Origin of the sequence: Pseudoalteromonas sp. MQS005 (assembly GCF_001661605.1) — a bacterium.
Classification (GTDB): domain Bacteria; phylum Pseudomonadota; class Gammaproteobacteria; order Enterobacterales; family Alteromonadaceae; genus Pseudoalteromonas; species Pseudoalteromonas tetraodonis.
The window spans coordinates 87483-108538 of record NZ_LYRQ01000002.1 but is presented as its reverse complement, the minus strand read 5'-3'; the positions used below and the strand labels follow the sequence as shown (position 1 = coordinate 108538).

General features: G+C 39.0%; 19 protein-coding genes. 14 read left to right on the top strand and 5 right to left on the bottom strand.

Translation table 11 applies throughout. From position 1 onward, the window contains the following. Nucleotides 1–300: 300 nt before the first annotated feature. From A9479_RS01565 to icd, 6 genes are all read left to right on the top strand, one after another. Nucleotides 301–1026: an acetoacetate decarboxylase family protein gene (locus tag A9479_RS01565; protein WP_231893537.1), complete on the top strand. Its 726-nt coding sequence runs from the start codon at nt 301–303 to the stop codon at nt 1024–1026. 163 nt (nt 1027–1189) lie between these two features. After that, nucleotides 1190–3439 carry an NAD(P)-binding protein gene (locus A9479_RS01560; protein ID WP_064662520.1) on the top strand — a complete coding sequence of 750 codons (2250 nt, stop codon included), beginning with the start codon at nt 1190–1192 and terminating at the stop codon, nt 3437–3439. 87 nt (nt 3440–3526) lie between these two features. Then, nucleotides 3527–5797, top strand: a complete 2271-nt coding sequence (locus tag A9479_RS01555) for a TonB-dependent receptor (protein ID WP_064662519.1) — start codon at nt 3527–3529, stop codon at nt 5795–5797. A gap of 28 nt (nt 5798–5825) precedes the next feature. Continuing rightward, nucleotides 5826–8510, top strand: coding sequence for a 7TM diverse intracellular signaling domain-containing protein (locus tag A9479_RS01550; protein ID WP_064662518.1), 2685 nt, complete (start codon nt 5826–5828; stop codon nt 8508–8510). Nucleotides 8511–8607: 97 nt separating this feature from the next. Then, on the top strand, nt 8608–9348 hold the full coding sequence (locus tag A9479_RS01545) for a glycosyltransferase family 2 protein (protein WP_064662517.1): 741 nt from the start codon (nt 8608–8610) through the stop codon (nt 9346–9348). A gap of 263 nt (nt 9349–9611) precedes the next feature. Beyond that, on the top strand, nt 9612–10862 hold the full coding sequence (gene icd / locus A9479_RS01540; protein WP_064662516.1) for an NADP-dependent isocitrate dehydrogenase: 1251 nt from the start codon (nt 9612–9614) through the stop codon (nt 10860–10862). 11 nt (nt 10863–10873) lie between these two features. On the opposite strand, the gene A9479_RS01535 is transcribed toward icd, so the two are convergent. Further along, nucleotides 10874–11320, bottom strand: coding sequence for a hypothetical protein (locus A9479_RS01535; protein ID WP_013465068.1), 447 nt, complete (start codon nt 11318–11320; stop codon nt 10874–10876). Nucleotides 11321–11429: 109 nt separating this feature from the next. Continuing rightward, nucleotides 11430–12377, bottom strand: coding sequence for a LysR family transcriptional regulator (locus tag A9479_RS01530; RefSeq protein ID WP_036982498.1), 948 nt, complete (start codon nt 12375–12377; stop codon nt 11430–11432). 117 nt (nt 12378–12494) lie between these two features. Here A9479_RS01530 and aceK point away from each other — a divergent pair, with 117 nt between their 5' ends. From aceK to lepB, 4 genes are all read left to right on the top strand, one after another. Next, entirely contained in the window at nt 12495–14276 is a 1782-nt protein-coding gene (gene aceK, locus A9479_RS01525; protein WP_064662515.1) for a bifunctional isocitrate dehydrogenase kinase/phosphatase, read from the top strand. Nucleotides 14277–14673: 397 nt separating this feature from the next. Further along, the gene (locus A9479_RS01520; protein WP_064662514.1) at nt 14674–15636 is read left to right on the top strand and encodes a zinc-binding dehydrogenase; all 963 of its coding nucleotides are present in this window, start codon (nt 14674–14676) and stop codon (nt 15634–15636) included. An 86-nt stretch (nt 15637–15722) separates the two neighbouring features. Beyond that, complete coding sequence (locus A9479_RS01515; protein ID WP_008113615.1) at nt 15723–15977, top strand: DUF2999 family protein; 255 nt, start codon at nt 15723–15725, stop codon at nt 15975–15977. A gap of 123 nt (nt 15978–16100) precedes the next feature. After that, entirely contained in the window at nt 16101–16751 is a 651-nt protein-coding gene (gene lepB, locus A9479_RS01510; protein ID WP_082918289.1) for a signal peptidase I, read from the top strand. A 74-nt stretch (nt 16752–16825) separates the two neighbouring features. Here the strand turns inward: lepB and A9479_RS01505 are convergent, their stop codons facing one another. Both A9479_RS01505 and A9479_RS01500 read right to left on the bottom strand, forming a co-directional pair. Next, nucleotides 16826–17539: a flagellar brake protein gene (locus A9479_RS01505; RefSeq protein ID WP_013465062.1), complete on the bottom strand. Its 714-nt coding sequence runs from the start codon at nt 17537–17539 to the stop codon at nt 16826–16828. A 155-nt stretch (nt 17540–17694) separates the two neighbouring features. Further along, complete coding sequence (locus A9479_RS01500; protein ID WP_064662513.1) at nt 17695–18195, bottom strand: fasciclin domain-containing protein; 501 nt, start codon at nt 18193–18195, stop codon at nt 17695–17697. A gap of 242 nt (nt 18196–18437) precedes the next feature. Between A9479_RS01500 and A9479_RS01495 the strand changes: the two genes are divergently transcribed. The 3 genes from A9479_RS01495 (at nt 18438) to A9479_RS01485 (ending at nt 20116) form a co-directional block, all read left to right on the top strand. Then, nucleotides 18438–18968, top strand: a complete 531-nt coding sequence (locus A9479_RS01495; protein WP_064662512.1) for a heme-binding protein — start codon at nt 18438–18440, stop codon at nt 18966–18968. Nucleotides 18969–19026: 58 nt separating this feature from the next. Beyond that, a complete protein-coding gene (locus A9479_RS01490; RefSeq protein ID WP_064662511.1) occupies nt 19027–19503 on the top strand; it encodes a nucleoside deaminase in 477 nt (158 codons plus the stop codon). 91 nt (nt 19504–19594) lie between these two features. Next, complete coding sequence (locus tag A9479_RS01485; RefSeq protein ID WP_064662510.1) at nt 19595–20116, top strand: DUF2937 family protein; 522 nt, start codon at nt 19595–19597, stop codon at nt 20114–20116. A 14-nt stretch (nt 20117–20130) separates the two neighbouring features. Here A9479_RS01485 and A9479_RS01480 read toward each other — a convergent pair whose 3' ends face one another. Further along, a complete protein-coding gene (locus tag A9479_RS01480; protein ID WP_064662509.1) occupies nt 20131–20673 on the bottom strand; it encodes a DUF3365 domain-containing protein in 543 nt (180 codons plus the stop codon). Between the two features lie 135 nt (nt 20674–20808). On the opposite strand from A9479_RS01480, the gene A9479_RS19910 reads away from it, so the two are divergent. Beyond that, nucleotides 20809–20982 carry a hypothetical protein gene (locus tag A9479_RS19910; RefSeq protein ID WP_167380510.1) on the top strand — a complete coding sequence of 58 codons (174 nt, stop codon included), beginning with the start codon at nt 20809–20811 and terminating at the stop codon, nt 20980–20982. The last annotated feature ends 74 nt before the right edge of the window (nt 20983–21056 follow it).

The window sequence follows — 21056 nt, the reverse complement described above, 5'->3', positions numbered from 1 at the left end:
CTTAGCTTTTGAATATACGTTTTGCGGGGCTTACTGGATCAGGGTAAAGAGGCTAACCGCTAGGGCTTTTTATAGCCAAGCAGCGATACTACTTCACAACATTTTACTTTGCAAGCAATTTATTAAAATACTTTGAATCGAGTGGAATTCACGTATAGCCATAAATATTAATTCGCAAAGGTCAACAGACCCTAATATATCTGACTATACTCAGTTTTTAACTGAGGGGGTCAAATGAGCTCACTATCTACGCCATATTAACATTTTTTATCTAATCCAATAGCAAAGCCGCCTTGTCGTATGCACAATGCGAATATGTATGGTTTTTTTGCTGAGATAGAATTAGCTAAATCACAAAGATATATTGATTCAACGCTAAACGTAGGCGTTAAAGGGAATATTCGTTTTAAAATACTTGGCGAGTTTGCACTTATTACATTTACAGATATTGAAAAAATAGCCTCAATGACACCGCCTTTCGATCAGCATGGTTGGATGCAAGAAACAGATATTATCATCTGGTTGCCTGTCGCTAAAGTTGAAGATGAGGATATAACCTACCTATATTGGTATCCTGCATTTATCTGCGTTAATAACATTTATGCACTCATAAATGGTCGCGAAACGTGGGGCTATAATAAATATTTATGTGATTACATTATGCCCGAGTGTGTAACTGAGCTTTCGAATTTTTCACTATCTTTAGAATGCTTTGATCATTTTTCGCCTGAATCAAAGCTGCAAATGCATGAGTTATTTACAATTACAATAAATTCTCAGGGGCACGAAAATGACTTTTTCTCTGTCCTAGATGATTTTGGCGAGCAAGTAGCAAATTTGTTTTCTCGTAAACATTTAGGCATTGATTTGTCATTATTAAAGCAGCTATTGAGTGGGTTTGTTAATCCACAAATGGATCAAATATTGTTTAAGCAATTTCCCGATGGCAGTAGTGATTCAGCGGTATACCAAAGCGTAATGCACTCACCCTCTATGAAAAAAAAATACATCGCTTTAAATTTCTGAAACCTGAGTTTACGTTACATCTTAATAAATTAGATAGTTTCCCCCTTGCCGATATGTTTGGTCTGAAGTTAGGTAGTCAAGCGCTGCACTTACCATTTTATGTTCAAATGGATTTTGACCAGTTAGCCGCAACTAAGATTTAAATTACTTAGAAGGATTTATCATGGGCCAAGAAAAAATTGTGATAATTGGTGGCGGTGTATCGGCTATGACTACTGCACTGTATTTAACCGAGCAGCGTGATTGGCAACAGCATCGAACTATTACTGTATACCAACAAGGTTGGCGTTTAGGTGGTAAAGGCGCAAGTGGCCGTAATGCGGCTCGTGGGCAGCGTATTGAAGAGCATGGCTTGCATGTATGGTTTGGTGCTTATGTAAATAGCTTTAAAACAATAGAAACGGTTTACACTCAGTTACAACGCCCAGTCGATTCACCTTTATCTACATGGCAGCAAGCTTTAAAGCCGCATAGTTTTATAGCACTAGAAGAATATATTAATGATCAATGGCAAACATGGCCAATAGATTTCCCCTTATTACCTGGAAATCCTGCGGAGGGTAGTTTGGATATTACGCCATGGGACTTTATTAAAATGACCCTAGCTTGGCTAAAAAAGTGGATACTGGATTTACAATTAGCCGCAAAAAAAGCCAATAAAAATATAAAACTGAGCACAAAAAAATCTCGTGATCAGTCTTTATTACGCCATTTACATCAACAAATAGCGGACTTGGTTGATGATACAGAGGAAACTTGGCAACACTTTGCTGATGATATAAAACAATACTCGAGTGAAATAGCCTCTACTCCCAGCTTATTAATAAGTAAATTAAATCAGTTTGCTCACGCTGACAATACATTAAAACCCCAAGTACAAGAGAAAAAAGATGGCCTTGTCATTTGGTATATAGTTAGAAAACTAAAGCGTTGGCTAAATAGCGAAATGATTGAGTTATTAGACAATAATGCGCAGCTTAGACGATTATATATTTGTGCAGACCTTGCTATTGCAATGTTGGTTGGCCTGGTCAAAGACAAAGTATATCGAGATGGGTTTGGGGTCATAAACAAATTTGATTTTAGACAGTGGCTGATAAGAAATGGGGCAAATGAGCATTACAGCGCTAGTTCTGCGCCAATACGGGGATTTTATGATTTAGTATTTGCTTACGCTGATGGAGACATCAGTAAGCCTAATGTTGAAGCCGGTGTTGCATCACTAGCTATGTTACGTATTGCGCTGTGTTATCGCGGTGGCGTCATGTGGAAAATGCAAGCGGGGATGGGCGATGTCATTTTTGCTCCACTGTATGAGCTACTAAAAAAAAGAGGGGTTAAGTTTGAATATTTCCATCAATTGCAAAACCTGGAACCCAGCCTAAATGAGCAGGGTGAACGTTTTGTTGAGGTAATTAAGTTACAGCAACAAGTTACTTTGAAATCAGATGCTGAATATCAACCACTTGTTGATGTGAAAAAACTACCTTGCTGGCCAAGTGAGCCGCTTTATGCGCAAATTAATAGTGAACATGCCGCACTATTAAAACAGCATAATATTAATTTAGAATCTTTTTGGTCTGACTGGCCAGCTCAATATGAAAACCATTTTGGGCAGCCCCTGCCAATAAAAAAATTACGCTACAAAGATGACTTTGACAGGATGATTCTTGGCGTATCTGTTGCCTCACTTGAGCATGTATGCCCTTCGTTATTAGTATGGGATACAAATTTTGCAGCTCAAGCAAAACAAGTCAAAACGGTGGCAACGCAGGCAGCCCAATTATGGCTTAGTAAGACTGACGAGCAATTAGGTTGGCAATATAGGCCACCTAGCAAAGAAGGCCCCATTCTCAGTGGCTTTAGCGAACCATTTGATACATGGGCGGCGATGATGAATTTAATCGACAAAGAGCAATGGCCTATCGATTGTTCTCCTAAAAACATTGCTTACTTTTGCAGTGTTTTTCCTTGTGACTATTACCCGCCACAAAGTGAACATCAATTTGTTTTTCAAGCAAAATCGCAAGTAAAAGCTAATCTTAAAGGTATGCTAGAAAATAACATACAGGCTATTTGGCCATTAGCGTATCAAAATAATCAATTTGACTGGTCTGTTTTGCATGGCTCTCAGTTATCAGGGGATGAACGATTAAATGCTCAATACTGGCGAGTAAATGTGGATCCCAGTGAGCGATATGTACTGTCAGTTGCGGGCTCAAGTCAATATCGTCTGGCAACCGATGAAACACAATTTACCAATCTTTTTATTACCGGTGACTGGATAAAAACAGGCGTTAATGCCGGTTGTGTTGAAGCGGCTGTCATGGCTGGTATGCAAACAGCAAGAGCAATGGTAGGTTACCCACAACACATTAGTGGCGAAGATGCATTTGTAGCCCTCAAACATTAAAATATTATTCATATAACCGTATTATCGATTGATTAGTATATAATTAAACATGCTGTTTACATTTGTCTAGCGTAAAGGTCACAAGAAATGAAAAATAAAGGCAAGCTTCTCAATAAGAAAATAGGGTTGATATGCTTACCAGGCTTTTTACTGCCACTGCAGGCGAAAGTACTTGTAGATGATGAAAGTACGAATGCGCGTAATATGGAAATCATAGAAGTTTATGCGCAAAAAAGAGCGCAAAAAATTGAAGAAGTTGGCATTTCTGTAAGCACCATTAAAGGTAATGATCTTCAAGTACAACACGTTAAAGATTCGACAGAGTTGTCTGTATTTGCTCCTAATCTAAAAATTAGTCAAAACGCAGCGGAAGGCACACCGCCAGCGGTTAACATTCGTGGTGTAGGGCTAGTTGATTACAATACGGCGAATACATCCCCTGTGGCGATGTATGTTGATGACATTGCTGTTGGCTCTGCAAGTAACCAAATTGTTAATTTATTTGATATTGAACAAATTGATATTTTGCGTGGTCCTCAAGGCACTTTATTTGGTCGCAACTCTACTGGGGGCGCTATTTTAATCCGCTCTAAACGCCCTGAGTTTGAACAAAGCGGATACTTAAGTGCTGGTATTGCTAATAACAACGCGACCAGTGTTGATGCTATGTTTAATTCAGCAATTAGTGAAAACACTGCCGTTCGTATAGCGCTTAATCATCGAGATTATGATTATTCCACTAACAATATTTTTGCTGACTCACCGAAGGCTGGCATGCGACAAACGAATGGCCGAGTTTCCTTTTTAGCTGATTTTGACACGCTACAGCTATTGATAAAAGGGCATATTTCCGATTGGGATGGCATAGTACAGCCGGTTGGCAGTATTGGGGTTGTTGCCAATCCACTAACAGGAGAGCGATGCTCGCCAGCGCAAGCGGGTTCAACCAACTGTTTTGATAATTTTGGCTTTAATGATGCCAGTGATGATTTTTATACAGTCAGCGTCAATAATAATTCGCCCCATAAAACAGATGGTAAGGGCATTAGCGCCCATGCTAATTGGCAATTGGACACACATAATGAGCTTGTTTTTTTAAGCAGTTATAACAAATTAAAACGGGACCATGCTTTTAATTGTGATGGCTCTCCCGCACAGTTATGTGAGGGCAACTTAGGGTTAAATACTGATTTGGTGACGCAAGAATTGCGATTGCAATCTCAGTTGGGTGAGCATTTTTTAACGACGGGAATATATTATTCTGATGAGGCTATTGTTCAAGATAATGTAAATGATATTTTACGGGACTATCGGGGCATTTTGCCGACAAATTTAACGACTACATTTTTCTATGATAATAAAATAAACACAAAGAGTATGGCTGCGTTTACGCAACTCGATTATCAATTAAACCAACATTGGTTGATCACTGCAGGGCTTCGTTACTCTTATGAATCGCTAAACTACGACTCAGTGTCACAGCTTAATGTTATTTTAGATGTTAACGATTTAACGGGGGTTAAGGTTCCATTTTATCGTGTTCAGGGAGAGCAGTCAGATAATGGCATTTCTGGCCAGTTAGGTGTGAACTTTAAAGTCGATGATTCAACCTACGCCTATTATCGTTTTGCTAATGGCAGCAAAAGCGGAGGCTATAATGGTGGCTTTTTGTCATCACCTGAACAGGCCCAACTTGCTGACTATCAAAAAGAGCGGTTGAACTCACACGAAATCGGATCAAAGTCCTGGTGGCCACAGCGGGGGATTCGATTTAACTGGGCTGCATTTTATTATGATTATAATGATCAACAAGTCTTTATGAATCAGCCTTCAGCATCTGAGCAGAGCCCGCCAATTCAATTATTAGAAAATGTAGCTGACTCGATTATTTACGGCCTAGAGGCTGATCTTGAGTATTGGCTGACCGATAATTTGAATGTTAAGTTTGCTATGGGTTATATACCCCATGCAGAGTTTGAAGAATATGTTGATCCATTAGGGAACGCGTTAACTGATAATCGTTTGCCGTTTACCTCAAAATGGAATCTCAGTGCGGGTATTGATTACACTTTTGAGCTGGCTAATCACCCACTAACAACTCAATTATTAGTTGATTATCAATCCGATTACTATTTTGATCAGAATCAGAACCCCTATGCGATGCAAGACGGCTACAGTATTTTTAACGCTAATATACACTATCAACACGATAACTGGGGGGTTGCCATTTGGGGTAAAAACCTCTTTGGTACTCAATACAGTCACTTAAAATTTGATTTAAGTTCTTTTCTTGGCATGCTTGAAGATTTTAAGGGTGAAGGCCGGCGTTTTGGCTTGGATATTAGTTATCAGTTTTAATTTCGGTTTTTCATTTAAGGTGCGAAGTATGCCAATAAAGGCAGCTCTAAAGCTATTTATATATTGTGTATTTATATGCTTTAGCAATTTAGCAGTGGCAAATGCACTTGAGCCTTTTGCTTATACTTTGAAACAACACGATACTGATTTGCTTAATCAAGGCAGTGTATTTCAAGTAACTAATGGCGCTTTTCCTCGAGACCATAGTGAAATTGAAACCTGGCTTGAAAAAAAGCAACCACAGTCGAGAACAACGTTTTTTGGTGGTAGTTTTTGGTTTGTTATTAAGCTGGAAAACAAAACTGATTTAAATGAACTTGTGTTATATCCATATAACACGCTGCTTTCAAAAATTGAGACGCGTATCTATGATATGTCGAACTTTGGTGAGCCAATAAAGCGCTATGCAACGGGTGGCATTTACCCTAATGAGTTTGCATTTCATTATGGTAATAGAATCGAGCTTACGCCTAATCGGCCCTACATATTAATTGCAAAATTTCAAAGTGAATACTTTTATACCCCACCTAAATTAGTGCTTTCACCTTATGATGATTTTTTTGTGAAAAAAACATCAGACAATATGATTATGCTGCTGTGCTTTGGGGTTGGTATTGCATTAGGTTTATATAATTTTCTTATTTACTTGGGTGATAGAGATAAAACTCATTTATATTACGCCCTGTTTACCGCGTGCTGGGTGTTAGCTTGGAGTCAGTTTTTTCATATACCAGATCAAATTTTTGGTTTTTATAACGCCCATTTTCATTGGCTAGGTTTTACCTTAATTCCCATCACAAATATCTTATTTTTTAACAGCTTACTTAAATTAAAAGAAACGTCCCCTCAATTATCACGGTTATCAATTTACTTAGGCATTATTGCTACCGCAGGTACTCCATTTGCAATCATTTGGCCTGGTTTTGGCTTTATCTGGGCTACTTTAGTTACGGGGGCTACTTTGTGCCTGGGTATGATTGTTGGTATACGAAGTTGGTTAAGTGGCTTTAAGCCCGCTCGCTATTTTGTTTTAGCGTATTTGGCGATGGCCATTCCTAATATGGTCGGCAATTTAACTAATTTAGGGCTAATTGAACCCATAAAGATGGATCTCTATTTACTTGGGCTCATTGGTACCGCACTCGATGCAGTGCTACTTGCTTTTGCCGTGGCAAATAAATTTAGCATTTTACACCATGAGAATGTTGAGTTGACTAAAAATTTAGAACACAAAGTACAGTTGCGTACTCAAGAGTTACAACAATTAGCTGAAGAACTTCGTGATGCAAGTGAAGCTAAAAGTCGATTTTTAGCCAATATGAGCCACGAAATTCGCACCCCAATGACATCAATCATTGGTTATGCTGATGGTATTATTTTAGGTGATATACAGCCTCATGAGAGAAACCATGGCATTCGGGTGATTTTGCAAAATAGTCGTCATGTTCTTGGCTTAATTAATGACATTTTGGATATGTCAAAAATTGAGGCTAACCGTCTAGAGATAGAGCTAGTTGAAACGGACTTATTTGCCACTATTGCTGAAATCGAATCGTTATTAGGAAAACAAATTCGTGATAAAGGCTTAAAATTTAAAGTTGATTATCAATTTCCGCTACCGGATTGGATTGTCTCAGATCCAACTCGATTGAGACAAATATTATTAAATTTAGCAACCAATGCGCTTAAATTTACCAGCCAAGGTTATATAAAGCTAACGGTTAGCTGTAATAAAAAACAACTGATTATTAAAGTAAAAGATACGGGAATTGGTATGACCGAAAGTGAGCAAAAAGACTTGTTTACTCCCTTTCATCAAGCTGACTCGTCGATTTCTCGCAAATACGGTGGCACTGGACTTGGGTTAAATATCTCAAAAAGCCTAGCAACTAAACTAGATGGCGATATTATGGTTTATTCTGTGCTCGGAAGCGGCAGTGAGTTTTGTTTTACTATGGCACTGCATACAACGTCTCATACAAAATGGGTTAACGCATTTGACGATATTTGTAAGTCACAAAACAAAGAGCTCCCTTTAAATAGTAACCAGCGAAATTTGATTGGTAGGGTACTCGTGGCTGAAGATCACCCAGAAAACCGACAGCTGATTAAGCGTATTTTAGAACGAATGGGTTTAACCGTGGTGGCAGTAGAAAATGGCCGAGATGCCGCGCAAGCGACACTTGATGAACAATTTGATTTGATTTTATTAGATATTCAAATGCCAATTATGGATGGTGAACAAGCAATTAATATTATGCAAGCCACGGGTGTAACGACCCCGATTGTGGCGCTTACTGCGAATACGATGAAGCATGAGGTCGATCGCTATTTAAGACAAGGTTTTACCGATCATATTGCCAAACCTATCGATAGACGGTGTTTTAGCAGTAAAATCGCAAGTTATCTTGATATTGATATATGCGAAAATATTAAGCTGCCTGATGATGAGTTTGCACTGCTCAAGCAAGAATACATTAAAGGATTAAAAAAACAAAAACACACATTACAATCGCAATTTAAGCAGGGTGATATAACCGGTTTTGCACGCAGCGTACATATGATTAAGGGAACGGCAGGGATGTTTGAATGCCAAGCGCTGTATCAACAAGCTGTTGAGTTTGAAAAACGATTAAAATCCGCTAACGCCGTGCTTGATAGACATCAAGTAGAGGCTTTACTCAATACAATTGACGTTATTTTAGAAGCTTAAAACCATACTTTTTAAAGCCTTGTTTCCTGTGTTGTTATGATCTGTTTATAATAGGAAGATAATTTTTAAAATACAGTGTTATTAAAAAGGAAATTTTGTGAAGCTATCTGTTTGTATTATATGTAAAAATGAAAAGGATAAAATTGAGCGTTGTTTAGAGTCAGTAAAGTGGGCAGATGAAATCATTGTACTTGATTCAGGTAGCACTGATGAAACACGTGCTATTGCAAATAAATACACAGATAAAGTATTTGTGCGTGATGACTGGCAAGGGTTTGGTGAGCAAAGACGTAGAGCAGAAGCATTAGCAACTAACGATTGGATTTTTGCAATTGACTGTGATGAAGTTGTCAGTGAGCGTTTAAAGGAAGAAATAATAACGACATTGGCAAAATGCAATGAGAGAAATATTTTAAAGCTTAACCGTTTAACGTATTTTTGTGGCCAATTTATTCGACACAGCGGCTGGTATCCTGATCGTATTGCGCGTATCTACAATAAAAAAATAACAGGTTATAACCAAAACTTAGTGCATGAGTCTGTTGTAATGCTTGATTGTAAACCAATTGAGCTGAAAGAAAATATATTACATTTTCAGCATGAAGATATTTTTGGCTATATGAATAAAAGAAACCATTATGCGCACATAGGTGCAGAGCAAATGGTAAATAAGGGTAAAAAACCATCACTCTTGAAGGCAAGTAGTTCCGCTTTTTTTGCTTTTATCCGCCATTATTTTTTAAGACGTGGCTTTTTAGATGGTAAAGCAGGATTTGTTATTGCGGTTATACAAAGTCAATATAGCTTTAATAAATACTTATTTGCCTATTATAAATAATCTCACTTAGCAGGTTAATTTTATAATCATCCGGTGGTTAAAATTAATCTGCAGTTATGCTCTACTCAGTAATGTTCTATTTGGTCGGGTGTTAAATAAAATGTCTGATGTCACCTTGGTTAAAAAATCGTTCCCTTATTTTTACTAATAGTGAATACCGTGCAGTTATTCGCTGCGGTGATATCAATTATAAAAATGCAATTACAGACACCTATTAACGAACATGCTTTAATGGAAAAAGGATGTTTTTCTAGGTGTTAACAATGCAATATCAACATATTACTGTGCCAGAAAATGGTGAACATATACTTATTGATGAACAAGGACAGTGGCATATACCCGAACACCCTATTATTGCTTATATTGATGGTGATGGCGTCGGCCTCGATGTGATGCCAGTGATGCGAAAAGTAGTGGATGCCGCCATAGAGCATAGTTATGGCGCAAGACGCAAAATTCATTGGATGCAAGTTTACAATGGTGAGCAAGCTGCCAAGCTTTATGACGGTGATTGGTTCCCTCAAGAAACGATTAATGCAGTACGAGATTGTAAAATCGCGATTAAAGGCCCTTTAACAACACCGCTTGGAGGCGGATTTCGCTCGCTAAATGTCGCGCTTCGTCATGAAATGGATTTGTATGTAAATATGCGAACCATTAAAGGATTTAGTGCATTACCGTCACCATTAAAAAACCCATTTACCACGCATATTACCGTGCTGCGTGATAGCAGTGAAGATGTGTACTCAGGAATTGAGTGGCAAGCGGGCAGTGTTGAAAGTGAAAAAATGCTCGATTTTTTATGTGAAGAAATGGGCGTAACTCGGCTTCGTTTTACCCAAGAGTGTGGTTTAGGTATTAAAAATATCTCTAAAGAGGGATCAGAGCGATTAATACGCTATGCAATTAATTATGCCCTAAAAAATAATAGCGAATCACTCACTTTAGTTCACAAAGGTAATGTACTTAAGTTCACCGATGGCGCATTTAAGCGCTGGGGATTTGCACTGGCCAAACGTGAATACGCTGCCGTTGAGCATCAAAACGGGCGCTGGCTTGAAATTCAACGTGCTGATTTACCGCCGCTGGTTATTAAAGAAGTAATTGCCGATAATATGCTTCAGCAGTGTTTAATGGATCCTGCTCAATTTGATGTGGTGGCCACCACTAATCAAAACGGAGACTTTTTAGCCGATATGCTCAGTGCACAAGTCGGTGGAGTAGGGATTATGCCGGCGGCAAACTTAAATACCGAAGTTGCGTTTTTTGAACCCACACATGGTACATTTGAGCGCATAGCAGGACAAGATAAGGCAAATCCGAGCAGTAGCTTATTGAGTGCGGTATTAATGCTTAAGTTTATGGGATGGAGTGAGGCTGCTTGTTTAATTGAAAACGCGCTTGAAAGCACATTTGCCAGTGGACAGGTTACATTTGATTTAGCTCAATCAAATCATAACTCGACAACCTTAAGTTGCAAACAATTTGCCAACAAGGTTATCGAGCACTTTTAAAGGGCAGCATTTTACGCTGCAGAGGCGTTAGCTGTTTGCTCGCGATGAACGCATGGACGCTCTGTCAGCTCTGCAGCTCTGTGGTAAAGTTTATGGGCGCTTGGCTCATCACAGAGTGTGCCACTAAGCGTATCCATTAAAGCAACCACAATAATTGCAGGCACTTGGCAACAGTATTCATCTAGAACGGCTGCGGTTGTTTGTGCATCTACATGACAATGTGGGTGACTTTTACGTTGATATGCATTTAATAAAGTATTCACGTCGAGAATGTCGTTTTCTTGGTGTTTTGTTTTACGACATGCACACCCAAACTCATCAACTAACGTGGCTAACGCTTGGTAAACGTGTTGCGTTTGAAGTGTCGTTTTACGACACAATTGTTGTTCAATGAATTGATGTAAATTTGCATCAATGAATAATCCGTCTTGTTGTGTGAAGCTTGCTGATGTTTGCATAATTATTACTCTTAGTTTGTTGGCTTAACTTCACTGTAGCGCTAAGTGTAATATTAATGAAATTGTTGTTTTCAATAACTGATATTGATTTGATCAATATTTTAATTCTTTACCTATCAATCACTGTATTTGCAAACGCCAACAACTCGCGTCTAAGCCATTGGTGCGCTGGTGTATGGTGTAATAACGGGCTCCATATCATTTTTACTTCTATGGGGACGATTTGAAACGGCACAGGGCTAATCACTAAATTAGTATGGCTAGTTAAAAGCTTTGCTTGACGACGCGGAAGCGTTGCAATGAGCTGCTCAGATTGACACAGTAAACTGGCAATCATGTAATGACGAGTAAATACGCGTATTTTACGTGTTTGTTCTAATTGCCATAATGCCTCATCGACCCAGCCTAATTTTTGTTTACCTGATTTATTGGTCACAGCGGGTTCGGGGCCCCAGCCGGCTCGATTAACCCAAATATGTTCACTTTTTAAGTATTGGTCTAAGTTTGCATCGTTTAAAAATGGATTATGTGGATGGGTTAAACAACAGTAGTTATCTCGCCATACAGTAGCTTGATGAAAAGAGCGCGGCAGACCATTAAAACGGTTAATGGCTAAATCAATGGTGCCTTTTTCCATATCCTGTAGGTTAACGTCGCTGGGGCTAAGTACATCGAAGTCAATGCCCGGGTTTTTAGCTAGTTGCTCGCAAATAAATGGGGCAATTAGCGTCGATTCTAAATAATCGTTTGCCATAATACGAAACGTAACGTGCGCGGTGGCCGGATTAAACTGCTCACTTGGTTGAGTGATCTCTTCTGCCATTTTTAACAGCGCTTCAATTTCGGGCTTAAGGGCAAGGGCTTTAGCTGTTGGGGTCATGGAGCCCGCAGCTCGTACCAGCAAAGGATCGTCAAATAAATCTCTTAGGCGTTTTAACGCATTGCTCATAGCCGGTTGTGTTAATGCGAGTTTATTGGCCGCTTTAGACACACTTTTTTCATCTATTAATACATTTAAATAGACGAGTAGGTTGAGATCGACATTTCTTATATTCATATGATCAATTTTATTTATTTGCTGTATTAATTATCTAAATTAAATCGTGCTTGCTAAGGTGTAAACCTCTAATAAAAAATAATCAGCATAATTGCTAAAAATAGAAGCGCCTATACTATGCCTAGCACGTCGTTAACGTCTACCCACAATCCTATACAAGAACTCATAGCTACTAAGTTAGCACGCGCTGTATTTGCTGGCTTTGAAGCTATGTTTGCACAGTTCTTAAATATTACCTTAGGGGCACAAAGTCGCTTTGAACAACGCCAATATCATGAGGTGCAAGCGGCAATGCGAGCGCGCTTGCAAGTGTATGAGCGTCAAGTAAAGCAGGTGAGTGAGGCCGTTAAAGTGATTGCCTATGATGAACTAAACTGTCCACAAACATGGCAACGTGCAAAAAATATTTATGGCGAAATGGTTAAAGAGCATGAAAACCAGCCAATTGCACATACGTTTTTTAATTCTACTTTTGGCGCTATTTGGGATGATAAAAAAATTCGTACGGTGCATTTATTTGTCTTAAAAGCAAAGTACCGGGGGCAACCACGTTCTTATGAAGGGCTTGTGAGTCGTATTTCCTTAAAAGAAGGCTTTGATAGCGCAGTTAAAACCTTAGTTAATGAACAAGTGTTTAGAGTGCCATTTAAAAGTTTAAACGAGGACTTAGCTAAACTACAAGCAACGTTAACCCAAGGGGCGCAGCAACAATGCAGACAAGTGTATGAGCTAATAAGTTTAAATGACGGCTATATTGAGTACGCCAATTCACACTTTTACCGCAATAAAGCGTGTTATGTAATAGGACGATGTATTGCTAAAAATGGCGATAATATGCCCTTTGCAATAGCCATTTTAAATACCCCTGACGGGCTTACAATTGATGCTGTGATGATGGGCGCTGATCAGCTGAGCTTGTTATTTGGCTTTGCGCGCACGTACTTTATGGTAGATACCGACCAACCTGCAAGGTATGTAGATTACTTAAGTGTGTTAATGCCTCACAAACAACGGTTTGAATTGTTTAATGCGATAGGTTTTATTAAACATGCGAAAACAGAATTTTATCGCTATAAGGTGGACACGACTAAAAGTAGCCCCGAGCAATATAAATATCATTTAGCGCCAGGTACACCAGGTATGGTGATGCTTGTTTTTACAATTGATGGCCTAGACTATGTGTACAAAGTAATAAAAGATAAATTTAGTGCACCAAAAACGGCGACAAAACAGCAGGTAAAAGATAAATATAACTTTGTAAAACAGGCTGATAGAGTAGGGCGATTAGTTGATACTCATGAATTTAGATACCTAGCCTTTGATTTAAGTCGTTTTAGTGATGAATTGCTTACACAAATGAAAAAACACATTGGTGATAGCTTAATTATTTCGGGCAAAGCGTTAATACTCAAACATGTCTATGTTGAGCGAAAAATGACACCGCTTAATTTATATATCGGTCAATGTACCAGTAAATCACTGCAGCAGGTGATGGTTGATTATGGTAAAGCGATTAAAGAGCTTGCCAGTGCTAATATTTTTGCCGGTGACATGCTAATGAAAAACTTTGGCGTGACACGGTGGGGGCGAGTGGTATTTTATGATTACGATGAAATTTGCCCTCTTACTGATTGTAATTTTAGAGAAGTGCCAAATACTGACAACGCGTTAGAGGAAATAAGCTCACATTCTTATTTTGATATAGACCAAAATGATATATTTCCTAGTCAATTTAAGGTATTTTTTAGTGCCAGTAGCAGTGCCTTTAGCCATTTTAATCATTATCATAGTGATTTATTTACGGCAAAGTACTGGCAAATGACCCAGCAAGGTATTGAGCAAGGTCAGCTTCCTGATGTATATCCTTATAAACAAAGCTGGCGTTTTAATAATTTATAGTTTTGTTTATCTTTCAAGGTTAAATTTGAAGTCGTGTTTTTAGGCAATGCTTCCCCAGCAATTGCTGATAACGCAGCATAAATGCAGAACATGCATGCCCAACGAGTTCGGCCTAAATTGAACAAAGGTTAGTCGACAAAGGCCAATACACTGGTTAAATCAGCACTGAATTTTTGTGCTTAAGGCGCTGTTAACTCCAAAAGGAGTATTATGAAGTTTATATTAGTTGGCTTTGCTTTGTTGTCAGGCTCTGTGTTTTCAGTGCTAAACCCCCACGAGGTTACATCAATAAAATTAATAACTGCTACACACTTTAATCATATGACACAGTAAATAACGAGTTAGTTGAAGCCGAAGTATGGCGAAAAATTAAATAGAATAAAATACGAGGAGATTTATGCAGTACATTTCACATCAAGATCAGCAGTTAGCGTTTGAACAAACCGACAAGCCGAAGATTAGCAGTAATGAAGTATTGGTAAAAGTAGCAGCGATTGGCGTTAACCGCGCCGATTGTATGCAGCGCCAAGGTAAGTATCCTGCTCCTGAAGGGGATAGCCCTATTCTAGGACTCGAATGTGCAGGTACCGTGTGTGAGCTTGGCAGTGAGGTAGACCCTAAATGGCAAGATAAGCGTATTTTTACTCTATGTGCTGGAGGTGCTTACAGTGAATATGTCGCGGTAGATGCGCAGCAATTAATGGAATTGCCAGATAATATTTCTATGGCAAAAGGTGCTGCTATTAGTGAAGTGTATTTAACTGCCTTTGGCGCACTCTTTGAGTTAGGAAAACTACAATCAGGGCAAACGGCGCTTATTCATGCCGGTGCCAGTGGCGTAGGCGGAGCGGCTATTCAAATGGCAAAAAGTGCCGGTGCACAGGTGGTAATAACAGCAGGGTATGATGAAAAATGTGAACACGCTAAAGGCTTGGGTGCTGACCATGTGATTAATTATAAAACCACTGATTTTGTTGAATATATGAAGGCACATAACTTAAGTGCAAACGCCATAGTCGATCCGGTTTCTGGCCGCTATTTGAATAAAAATGCCAAAGTGGCCGCAATGGATTGTCAGATTGTGATGCTCGCATTTTTAGATAGTCGCTTTGCCGAAGTCGATTTTGCACGCTTATTACAAAAGCGCATTTCGTTTCATGCCTCGACATTACGTAATCGCAGTATCGCGTTTAAACGTGCGTTAAGAGATGCATTTGTAGCGCGCTTTTATGATGATATTGCCAATCAGAAATATGACTTTAATATTTATAAAATCATGCCATGGCAACAAGCTAGTGAGGCACATGCCATTTTAGAGGGTAATGAAAACTCAGGTAAAGTTGTATTGTTGGTAGAGTGAAACAAGTAATGCCACAGGGATTAATATTGTTAATCCCTGTATGAGGCCATATACTTTAACAAACTATTTCGATTTTAAGGTTAATAATGAATCCAATTATTGCAATATTAAAAGAGCACAATGTCAGCGATGAAAAAGTAGCGGCATTATTTGAAGCATTTACCCAAAACCCAATGATGGCTATGGCATTAGTACAAGAGCTGGGCATACCACCTGAAAAACTTCAGCAATTGATGGCGGTAGTAATGACCCAACCTCATTTAATTAAAGAAGCAACGGATGAATTAGGTTTAGATTTTGCAAAAGTACAAGAAGCGAAAGACAAGTTAAACCAGCAGTAAACTATCTTTAGAGACATGTTTTATGCATGTCTCTATCCCTAAACATATTTTGTTACACACTCCTTTGAACGGCTCTGCATTTATACAGTCAAATAAATACTTAACCTATAGCAGGGACAAAACATGAAGCGACTTTATAAATTTTGGAAAAATAACCGTTCTTTAATCGTTTTTATTATTTTAATGAGTGTGTTTCGTAGTGCCGTCGCCGATTGGTACGAAGTACCAACAGGTTCAATGAAACCGACTATTGAAGAAGGCGACCGAATCCTTACCGATAAAATGGCGTATGATTTACGTATACCATTCACGCATGTATCCCTGATAAGATTGGCAGAACCACAAACCGGCGATATTATTGTATTTGATTCTAAAGTGGCGGAGAACCGTTTAATAAAACGCGTTATTGGCACACCAGGTGATATAGTTTCATTGCAAAATAACGAATTGACCATTAATGGCGAGAAAGTAAGTTATAGCACTTTAAACGAGAGTATTCGATGGCTAGATAAAACTGAGCACTTAAAGGGGCATGCTCATACCATACGGCTTACCAAATCGGCAGCAAGCTTAGTAGAGTTTCCGGCAACACCAATAGCAGCAGATCATTATCTTGTTATGGGTGATAACCGCGATAACAGTGCGGATTCGCGGTTCATTGGATTAGTTCCACGTGATGAGTTGCTGGGTCGGGCAGAGCGAGTCATTGTCTCGCTTGATTATGATGATTACTACTTGCCAAGAAGTGACCGGTTTTTGAAGCGTTTAGAATAAAAAACTAACTATTACAATGGCTAAACAAGATTGGTTAGCCATTGCTGTTTCTGCAGGTAGGATTATTTAAGGCATTAATCAATATCAATCGAGTAAGCTTCTAACAGCTTGTTAAGCTTAACTTGCTCTGAAGCATCAAACTCTATACCAACGCTAAGGCGGTTGCCTTTCATTTGGTTATTCCTAATGTAAGACGTAATAATAACAGGCTCGTTGTCTAATGGAGAAAGTATATGCACAAAAACTTGACGTTTTTTTAGTGCAACAAATCCAGAGCTTACGTGAATAGCAAAGCGACAACCACTCGGAGAAATATCAATAATTAAACCGTGCAATAAGCTTTTATTATCAGCATCAATATCGCCTTTATGTAAACTAATTTTAGCCGGAATGTGTGTAGGCAACCTGCTAGTTTCACGTAATTGTCGGCTTTCAATTTTTTTAGGGTAAGCTAAATAAATTAATCGTTCAGGGCGAAATGAAATCGCTAATATGCTGGTTGAAAAAGCAACACATTCGCCCCGTTCGTCTTCAATAATATACCGTACAATAGCCCCATTACCTTCAACTAAAATGTCGCTGTAATCATTTTTACCTGCTTGAGCAGGGTATTTTAATATTAAATATTTACCGGTGTCGTAGCCGATTAAAGTGAGTTTAAAGCGAACCTGAATGGGATTGTTAAATTGTATATCAATTAGCTTTCCCGGGAGTAAATCGAGGAAAAACTTCTTTTGATCTTCAGTTGGTTTATCTTCAACAGTAGTATTATTTTTATTTGTTTCCACAAACACTTTCTCAATATTAACAGACGCTTAATTATCTTTTAATATAGTGTAAAAATCACTAGTATAAAAGAGGGCATTTAGTAAAAGAAAATAATACTTTGTGATTGTAATAGTGAGCGGAGTTAGTATTTTACTCCGCTGTGGAGATTAGATTGTTACTCTTTTGGCAACAAAACAGTATCAATGACATGAATCACGCCGTTGCTGGCTTTTACATCTGCCATTACTACGTTTGCATTGTTGATCATAACAGAGCCATCATTGGTGGTTACATTCACAGACTGGCCTTGCACGGTCGTTGCACTGTCTAATTTTACAACGTCTGCAGCCATCACTTTACCTGATACCACATGGTAGGTAAGAATTGCAGTTAACTTGTCTTTATTTTCGCTCTTAAGAAGGTTTTCAACGGTACCTGCTGGTAGCTTGGCAAATGCTTCATCAGTTGGCGCAAATACAGTAAAAGGGCCATCTCCTTTTAACGTATCAACGAGGCCTGCCGCTTTGACAGCTGCAACGAGTGTTGAAAAAGAACCATTGGCAGCAGCTACATCAACGATATCTTTTTTCATACCATGGTGATCGGCATGAGCTGCTGAAGATAGGGTTAAACTTGCTAATACAAAAGTCAGAACAGACGCTATTTTCTTAAACATGTTACTTTCCTTTAAATTGATTAGTTGTCGGTTAAATATTACGCCGAGTTGCTAGCTTACGATCATTTTAAAAAAGGGGGGTTACATTACCTTATCCCAATAAAAGTATTTTATAAAAAGCAAAGCCTGCTATTAACCCTCCTAGTGAAAGCTTTTATGAGTAAACACGGTCTGTTTATTTTCAATTTTTTTATATCCAGTTCAGCGATATAACGTCATTAATTAACAATAGGAAATAAACCATGAAAAAACGGGCTATTTTTACAGCGCTCATTGCATCACTTTCTTCATTAGCGTCTGTTGCTGGACAAACTGAAATGCAGATAAATACTCATAATCAACAGCTTGAAAATGTGGCTATGGTGGCACAATTAACGGGTGAAATGGCACAGCGTATAGTCAATGCAGCGTCTGCAGCGGCGCTCAAGGACAATTTAGCTGTATCAATAACCGTTGTGGATGCATCTGGACAAACGCTGGCAGTACTTCGTGATCATCGTGCCGGTGTTCATACTATTCGTGCCAGTTATAAAAAAGCCTATACCGCCAATTCGCAAAAGCGAGAAACCGCAGTTATAGCAAAAGGCATAAATGAGGGCACTATTCCAGCAGACCTTCGTTATTTAGATGAAAACATTTTAATATTGGATGGCGGGGTGCCTATTTATATAAACGATACTGTGGTGGGGGCTGTGGGAGTTGGCGGTGCTCATGGCAGTGAGGATGTACGTGTTGCAAAAGCAGGGATCAAAGCGTTATGGTTAGCGCAGTAGAAAAACTGATCACGTTACTAAATATCCCCAAAAGTGATAGTAAAGGAGTTTACAGATTATGAACGAGACTGATTTAGCGCACTTAAAACGCACCGTAGCGCTAGCTAAAGAGGCGTTAGAAGCAGGTGATGAACCGTTTGGCTCAGTCCTTGTTGATGCTAATGGGCATGTATGTATGGAAGATCGCAACCGTGTTGCGGGTGGCGATCATACTCGTCATCCTGAATTTGAGATTGCTCGTTGGGCAGCCAACAATATGACCCCAGAGCAACGCGCCAGCGCCACAGTGTATACCTCAGGAGAACATTGTCCTATGTGTGCTGCGGCACACGCCTGGGTTGGCTTAGGTCGAATTATGTATATCAGTTCATCTGCGCAATTAACTAGCTGGCTTAGCGAGCTCAAAATGACTAAGTCGCCGGTTAACCCGTTACCTATTGAAGCGGTTGCTCCTAATGTCGCTGTTTATGGGCCCGTACCAGCACTTGTTGAGCAGGTTCACGCCCTACATCGTCAATTCCACCAAGCAGATTAACAGCGCAGCAGCGCATGGTATTTAGACTAAAGCGACTACCTGCTATAGTTAACGGTAGTCACTTTTATTAAACGCAGCACAAGGGATTATTATGATCGTTAACCTGTTCGATAAGTTAATATTTGCTTGCGCTTTTATTGTTTCATTGCAACTACCGCAGCTGAGTGATCATTACCAACAACATTTAGCGGGCTTATACCATGCAACAAAATGGCAAGTCGACGGCTATGCAAAAACGGCCAAGCAATATAACTTTTCTAGCACGCAAGCGATGATAAACCGCCACTTAGCTAACGCTGAACCTAGCGTTAGAGCCGATGCAAATCAAAAACAGCAAACATTACTGCAATTTGCCGATTTAAAAAAAGGGATGGCTATTTTTGAACGAGGAGATCTACTGCAAAAAATGCTGTATATGTTCTCCCCTGAGCGCGTTGACAGATTACAAAATACACTTGATAACTTTAAGTTAGGTATCCCTTTAACCGCGAGTGCAGTGTTGTTTGCATTGGTATTAGCTATTTTATTAAATCAATTACTTATGCTGCCACATACTTTATATGTTAGGCGTAAAAAGCGTATTGCATCCGATGCGGTAAAATTTAATAGCTGATCGTCAATAAGTTATCATTGGTGATTTTCACTGGCCCTTTTAACAACAAATGCGCCACGAATGTCACCCAGTTTAAAATCAGTTGCCTGATCATTAGGGTATAAAGTCGCTATTTTTTTATAAACTGTGGGGTCAATCTGACTGCCATGACACGCTAAACACGCTTTTTGAGTGGGAATCGCTTTTACAAAATACCAGCCATCGGGTCTTTGCTCTTGATATTCTATGCTTGCTAACGGCTCGCCATTGAGCTTACGTTGTTCAAAGTTTAATAAAACATTTTTGAGCCATGCATCGGGTTGATTATCTGAGTTACGAGTTTTCAAAGCACTGCGGCTAATTTGCCAAGGACTATTGCTGTGTTGTGAAGCGATAGCGGGTGCAGCTGTATTACATACACTTATTGCCGCTAGTGGGCCGCTTTGTTTCATAGTACTAACCAGTACCTGTTTTAAATCACTTGAAAATGCTTTGATGGTTTGTCGTGCCTCGTCGGTATTGCTAGCAAAAGCAGCGGATGAAATAAATAAACTGGAAAAAAGCAAAATAATGCGCATAATACACCTCTAAACATTAGAAGGTTCTAATATACAGGGTGTCAGGTGTTTTTCAAGTAAATCGTTTAGCGTTAAAGCACTTTTTTACTTAAGGTACCGCGCCTAAAATCGATAAACAGTTCCAAGAGAAAAGATATGCACAATAAGCACGGTGAGAATAAAGTAATAAACCAACAAAATAACCATGATGCTGGTGGACTTAATGCACAAGATCCATTAGCCGCTATTAAAGCAATTCGACTCGAACAGTTAGCGCAATGTCGGCTTAAAACACAAAAAGAAATACAGCACATGCAAAACAAAAAATAGCCTTGGACGATAAAAACTTGCTAAGTTAACGTTATTAATTTTAAAGGTTGGATAGTGCAATTAATCCGTTATCT

Excerpts from the sequence above, each read along its gene's own strand:
- aceK (WP_064662515.1), top strand. The coding sequence starts at position 12,495 with ATGCCTAGCACGTCGTTAACGTCTACCCACAATCCTATACAAGAACTC.
- A9479_RS01490 (WP_064662511.1), top strand. The coding sequence starts at position 19,027 with ATGAACGAGACTGATTTAGCGCACTTAAAACGCACCGTAGCGCTAGCT.
- lepB (WP_082918289.1), top strand. The coding sequence starts at position 16,101 with ATGAAGCGACTTTATAAATTTTGGAAAAATAACCGTTCTTTAATCGTT.
- A9479_RS01535 (WP_013465068.1), bottom strand. The coding sequence starts at position 11,320 with ATGCAAACATCAGCAAGCTTCACACAACAAGACGGATTATTCATTGAT.
- A9479_RS01520 (WP_064662514.1), top strand. The coding sequence starts at position 14,674 with ATGCAGTACATTTCACATCAAGATCAGCAGTTAGCGTTTGAACAAACC.
- A9479_RS01500 (WP_064662513.1), bottom strand. The coding sequence starts at position 18,195 with ATGTTTAAGAAAATAGCGTCTGTTCTGACTTTTGTATTAGCAAGTTTA.
- A9479_RS01550 (WP_064662518.1), top strand. The coding sequence starts at position 5,826 with ATGCCAATAAAGGCAGCTCTAAAGCTATTTATATATTGTGTATTTATA.
- A9479_RS01485 (WP_064662510.1), top strand. The coding sequence starts at position 19,595 with ATGATCGTTAACCTGTTCGATAAGTTAATATTTGCTTGCGCTTTTATT.
- A9479_RS19910 (WP_167380510.1), top strand. The coding sequence starts at position 20,809 with ATGCACAATAAGCACGGTGAGAATAAAGTAATAAACCAACAAAATAAC.
- A9479_RS01530 (WP_036982498.1), bottom strand. The coding sequence starts at position 12,377 with ATGAATATAAGAAATGTCGATCTCAACCTACTCGTCTATTTAAATGTA.
- A9479_RS01555 (WP_064662519.1), top strand. The coding sequence starts at position 3,527 with ATGAAAAATAAAGGCAAGCTTCTCAATAAGAAAATAGGGTTGATATGC.
- A9479_RS01495 (WP_064662512.1), top strand. The coding sequence starts at position 18,438 with ATGAAAAAACGGGCTATTTTTACAGCGCTCATTGCATCACTTTCTTCA.
- icd (WP_064662516.1), top strand. The coding sequence starts at position 9,612 with ATGCAATATCAACATATTACTGTGCCAGAAAATGGTGAACATATACTT.
- A9479_RS01480 (WP_064662509.1), bottom strand. The coding sequence starts at position 20,673 with ATGCGCATTATTTTGCTTTTTTCCAGTTTATTTATTTCATCCGCTGCT.
- A9479_RS01560 (WP_064662520.1), top strand. The coding sequence starts at position 1,190 with ATGGGCCAAGAAAAAATTGTGATAATTGGTGGCGGTGTATCGGCTATG.
- A9479_RS01515 (WP_008113615.1), top strand. The coding sequence starts at position 15,723 with ATGAATCCAATTATTGCAATATTAAAAGAGCACAATGTCAGCGATGAA.
- A9479_RS01565 (WP_231893537.1), top strand. The coding sequence starts at position 301 with ATGCACAATGCGAATATGTATGGTTTTTTTGCTGAGATAGAATTAGCT.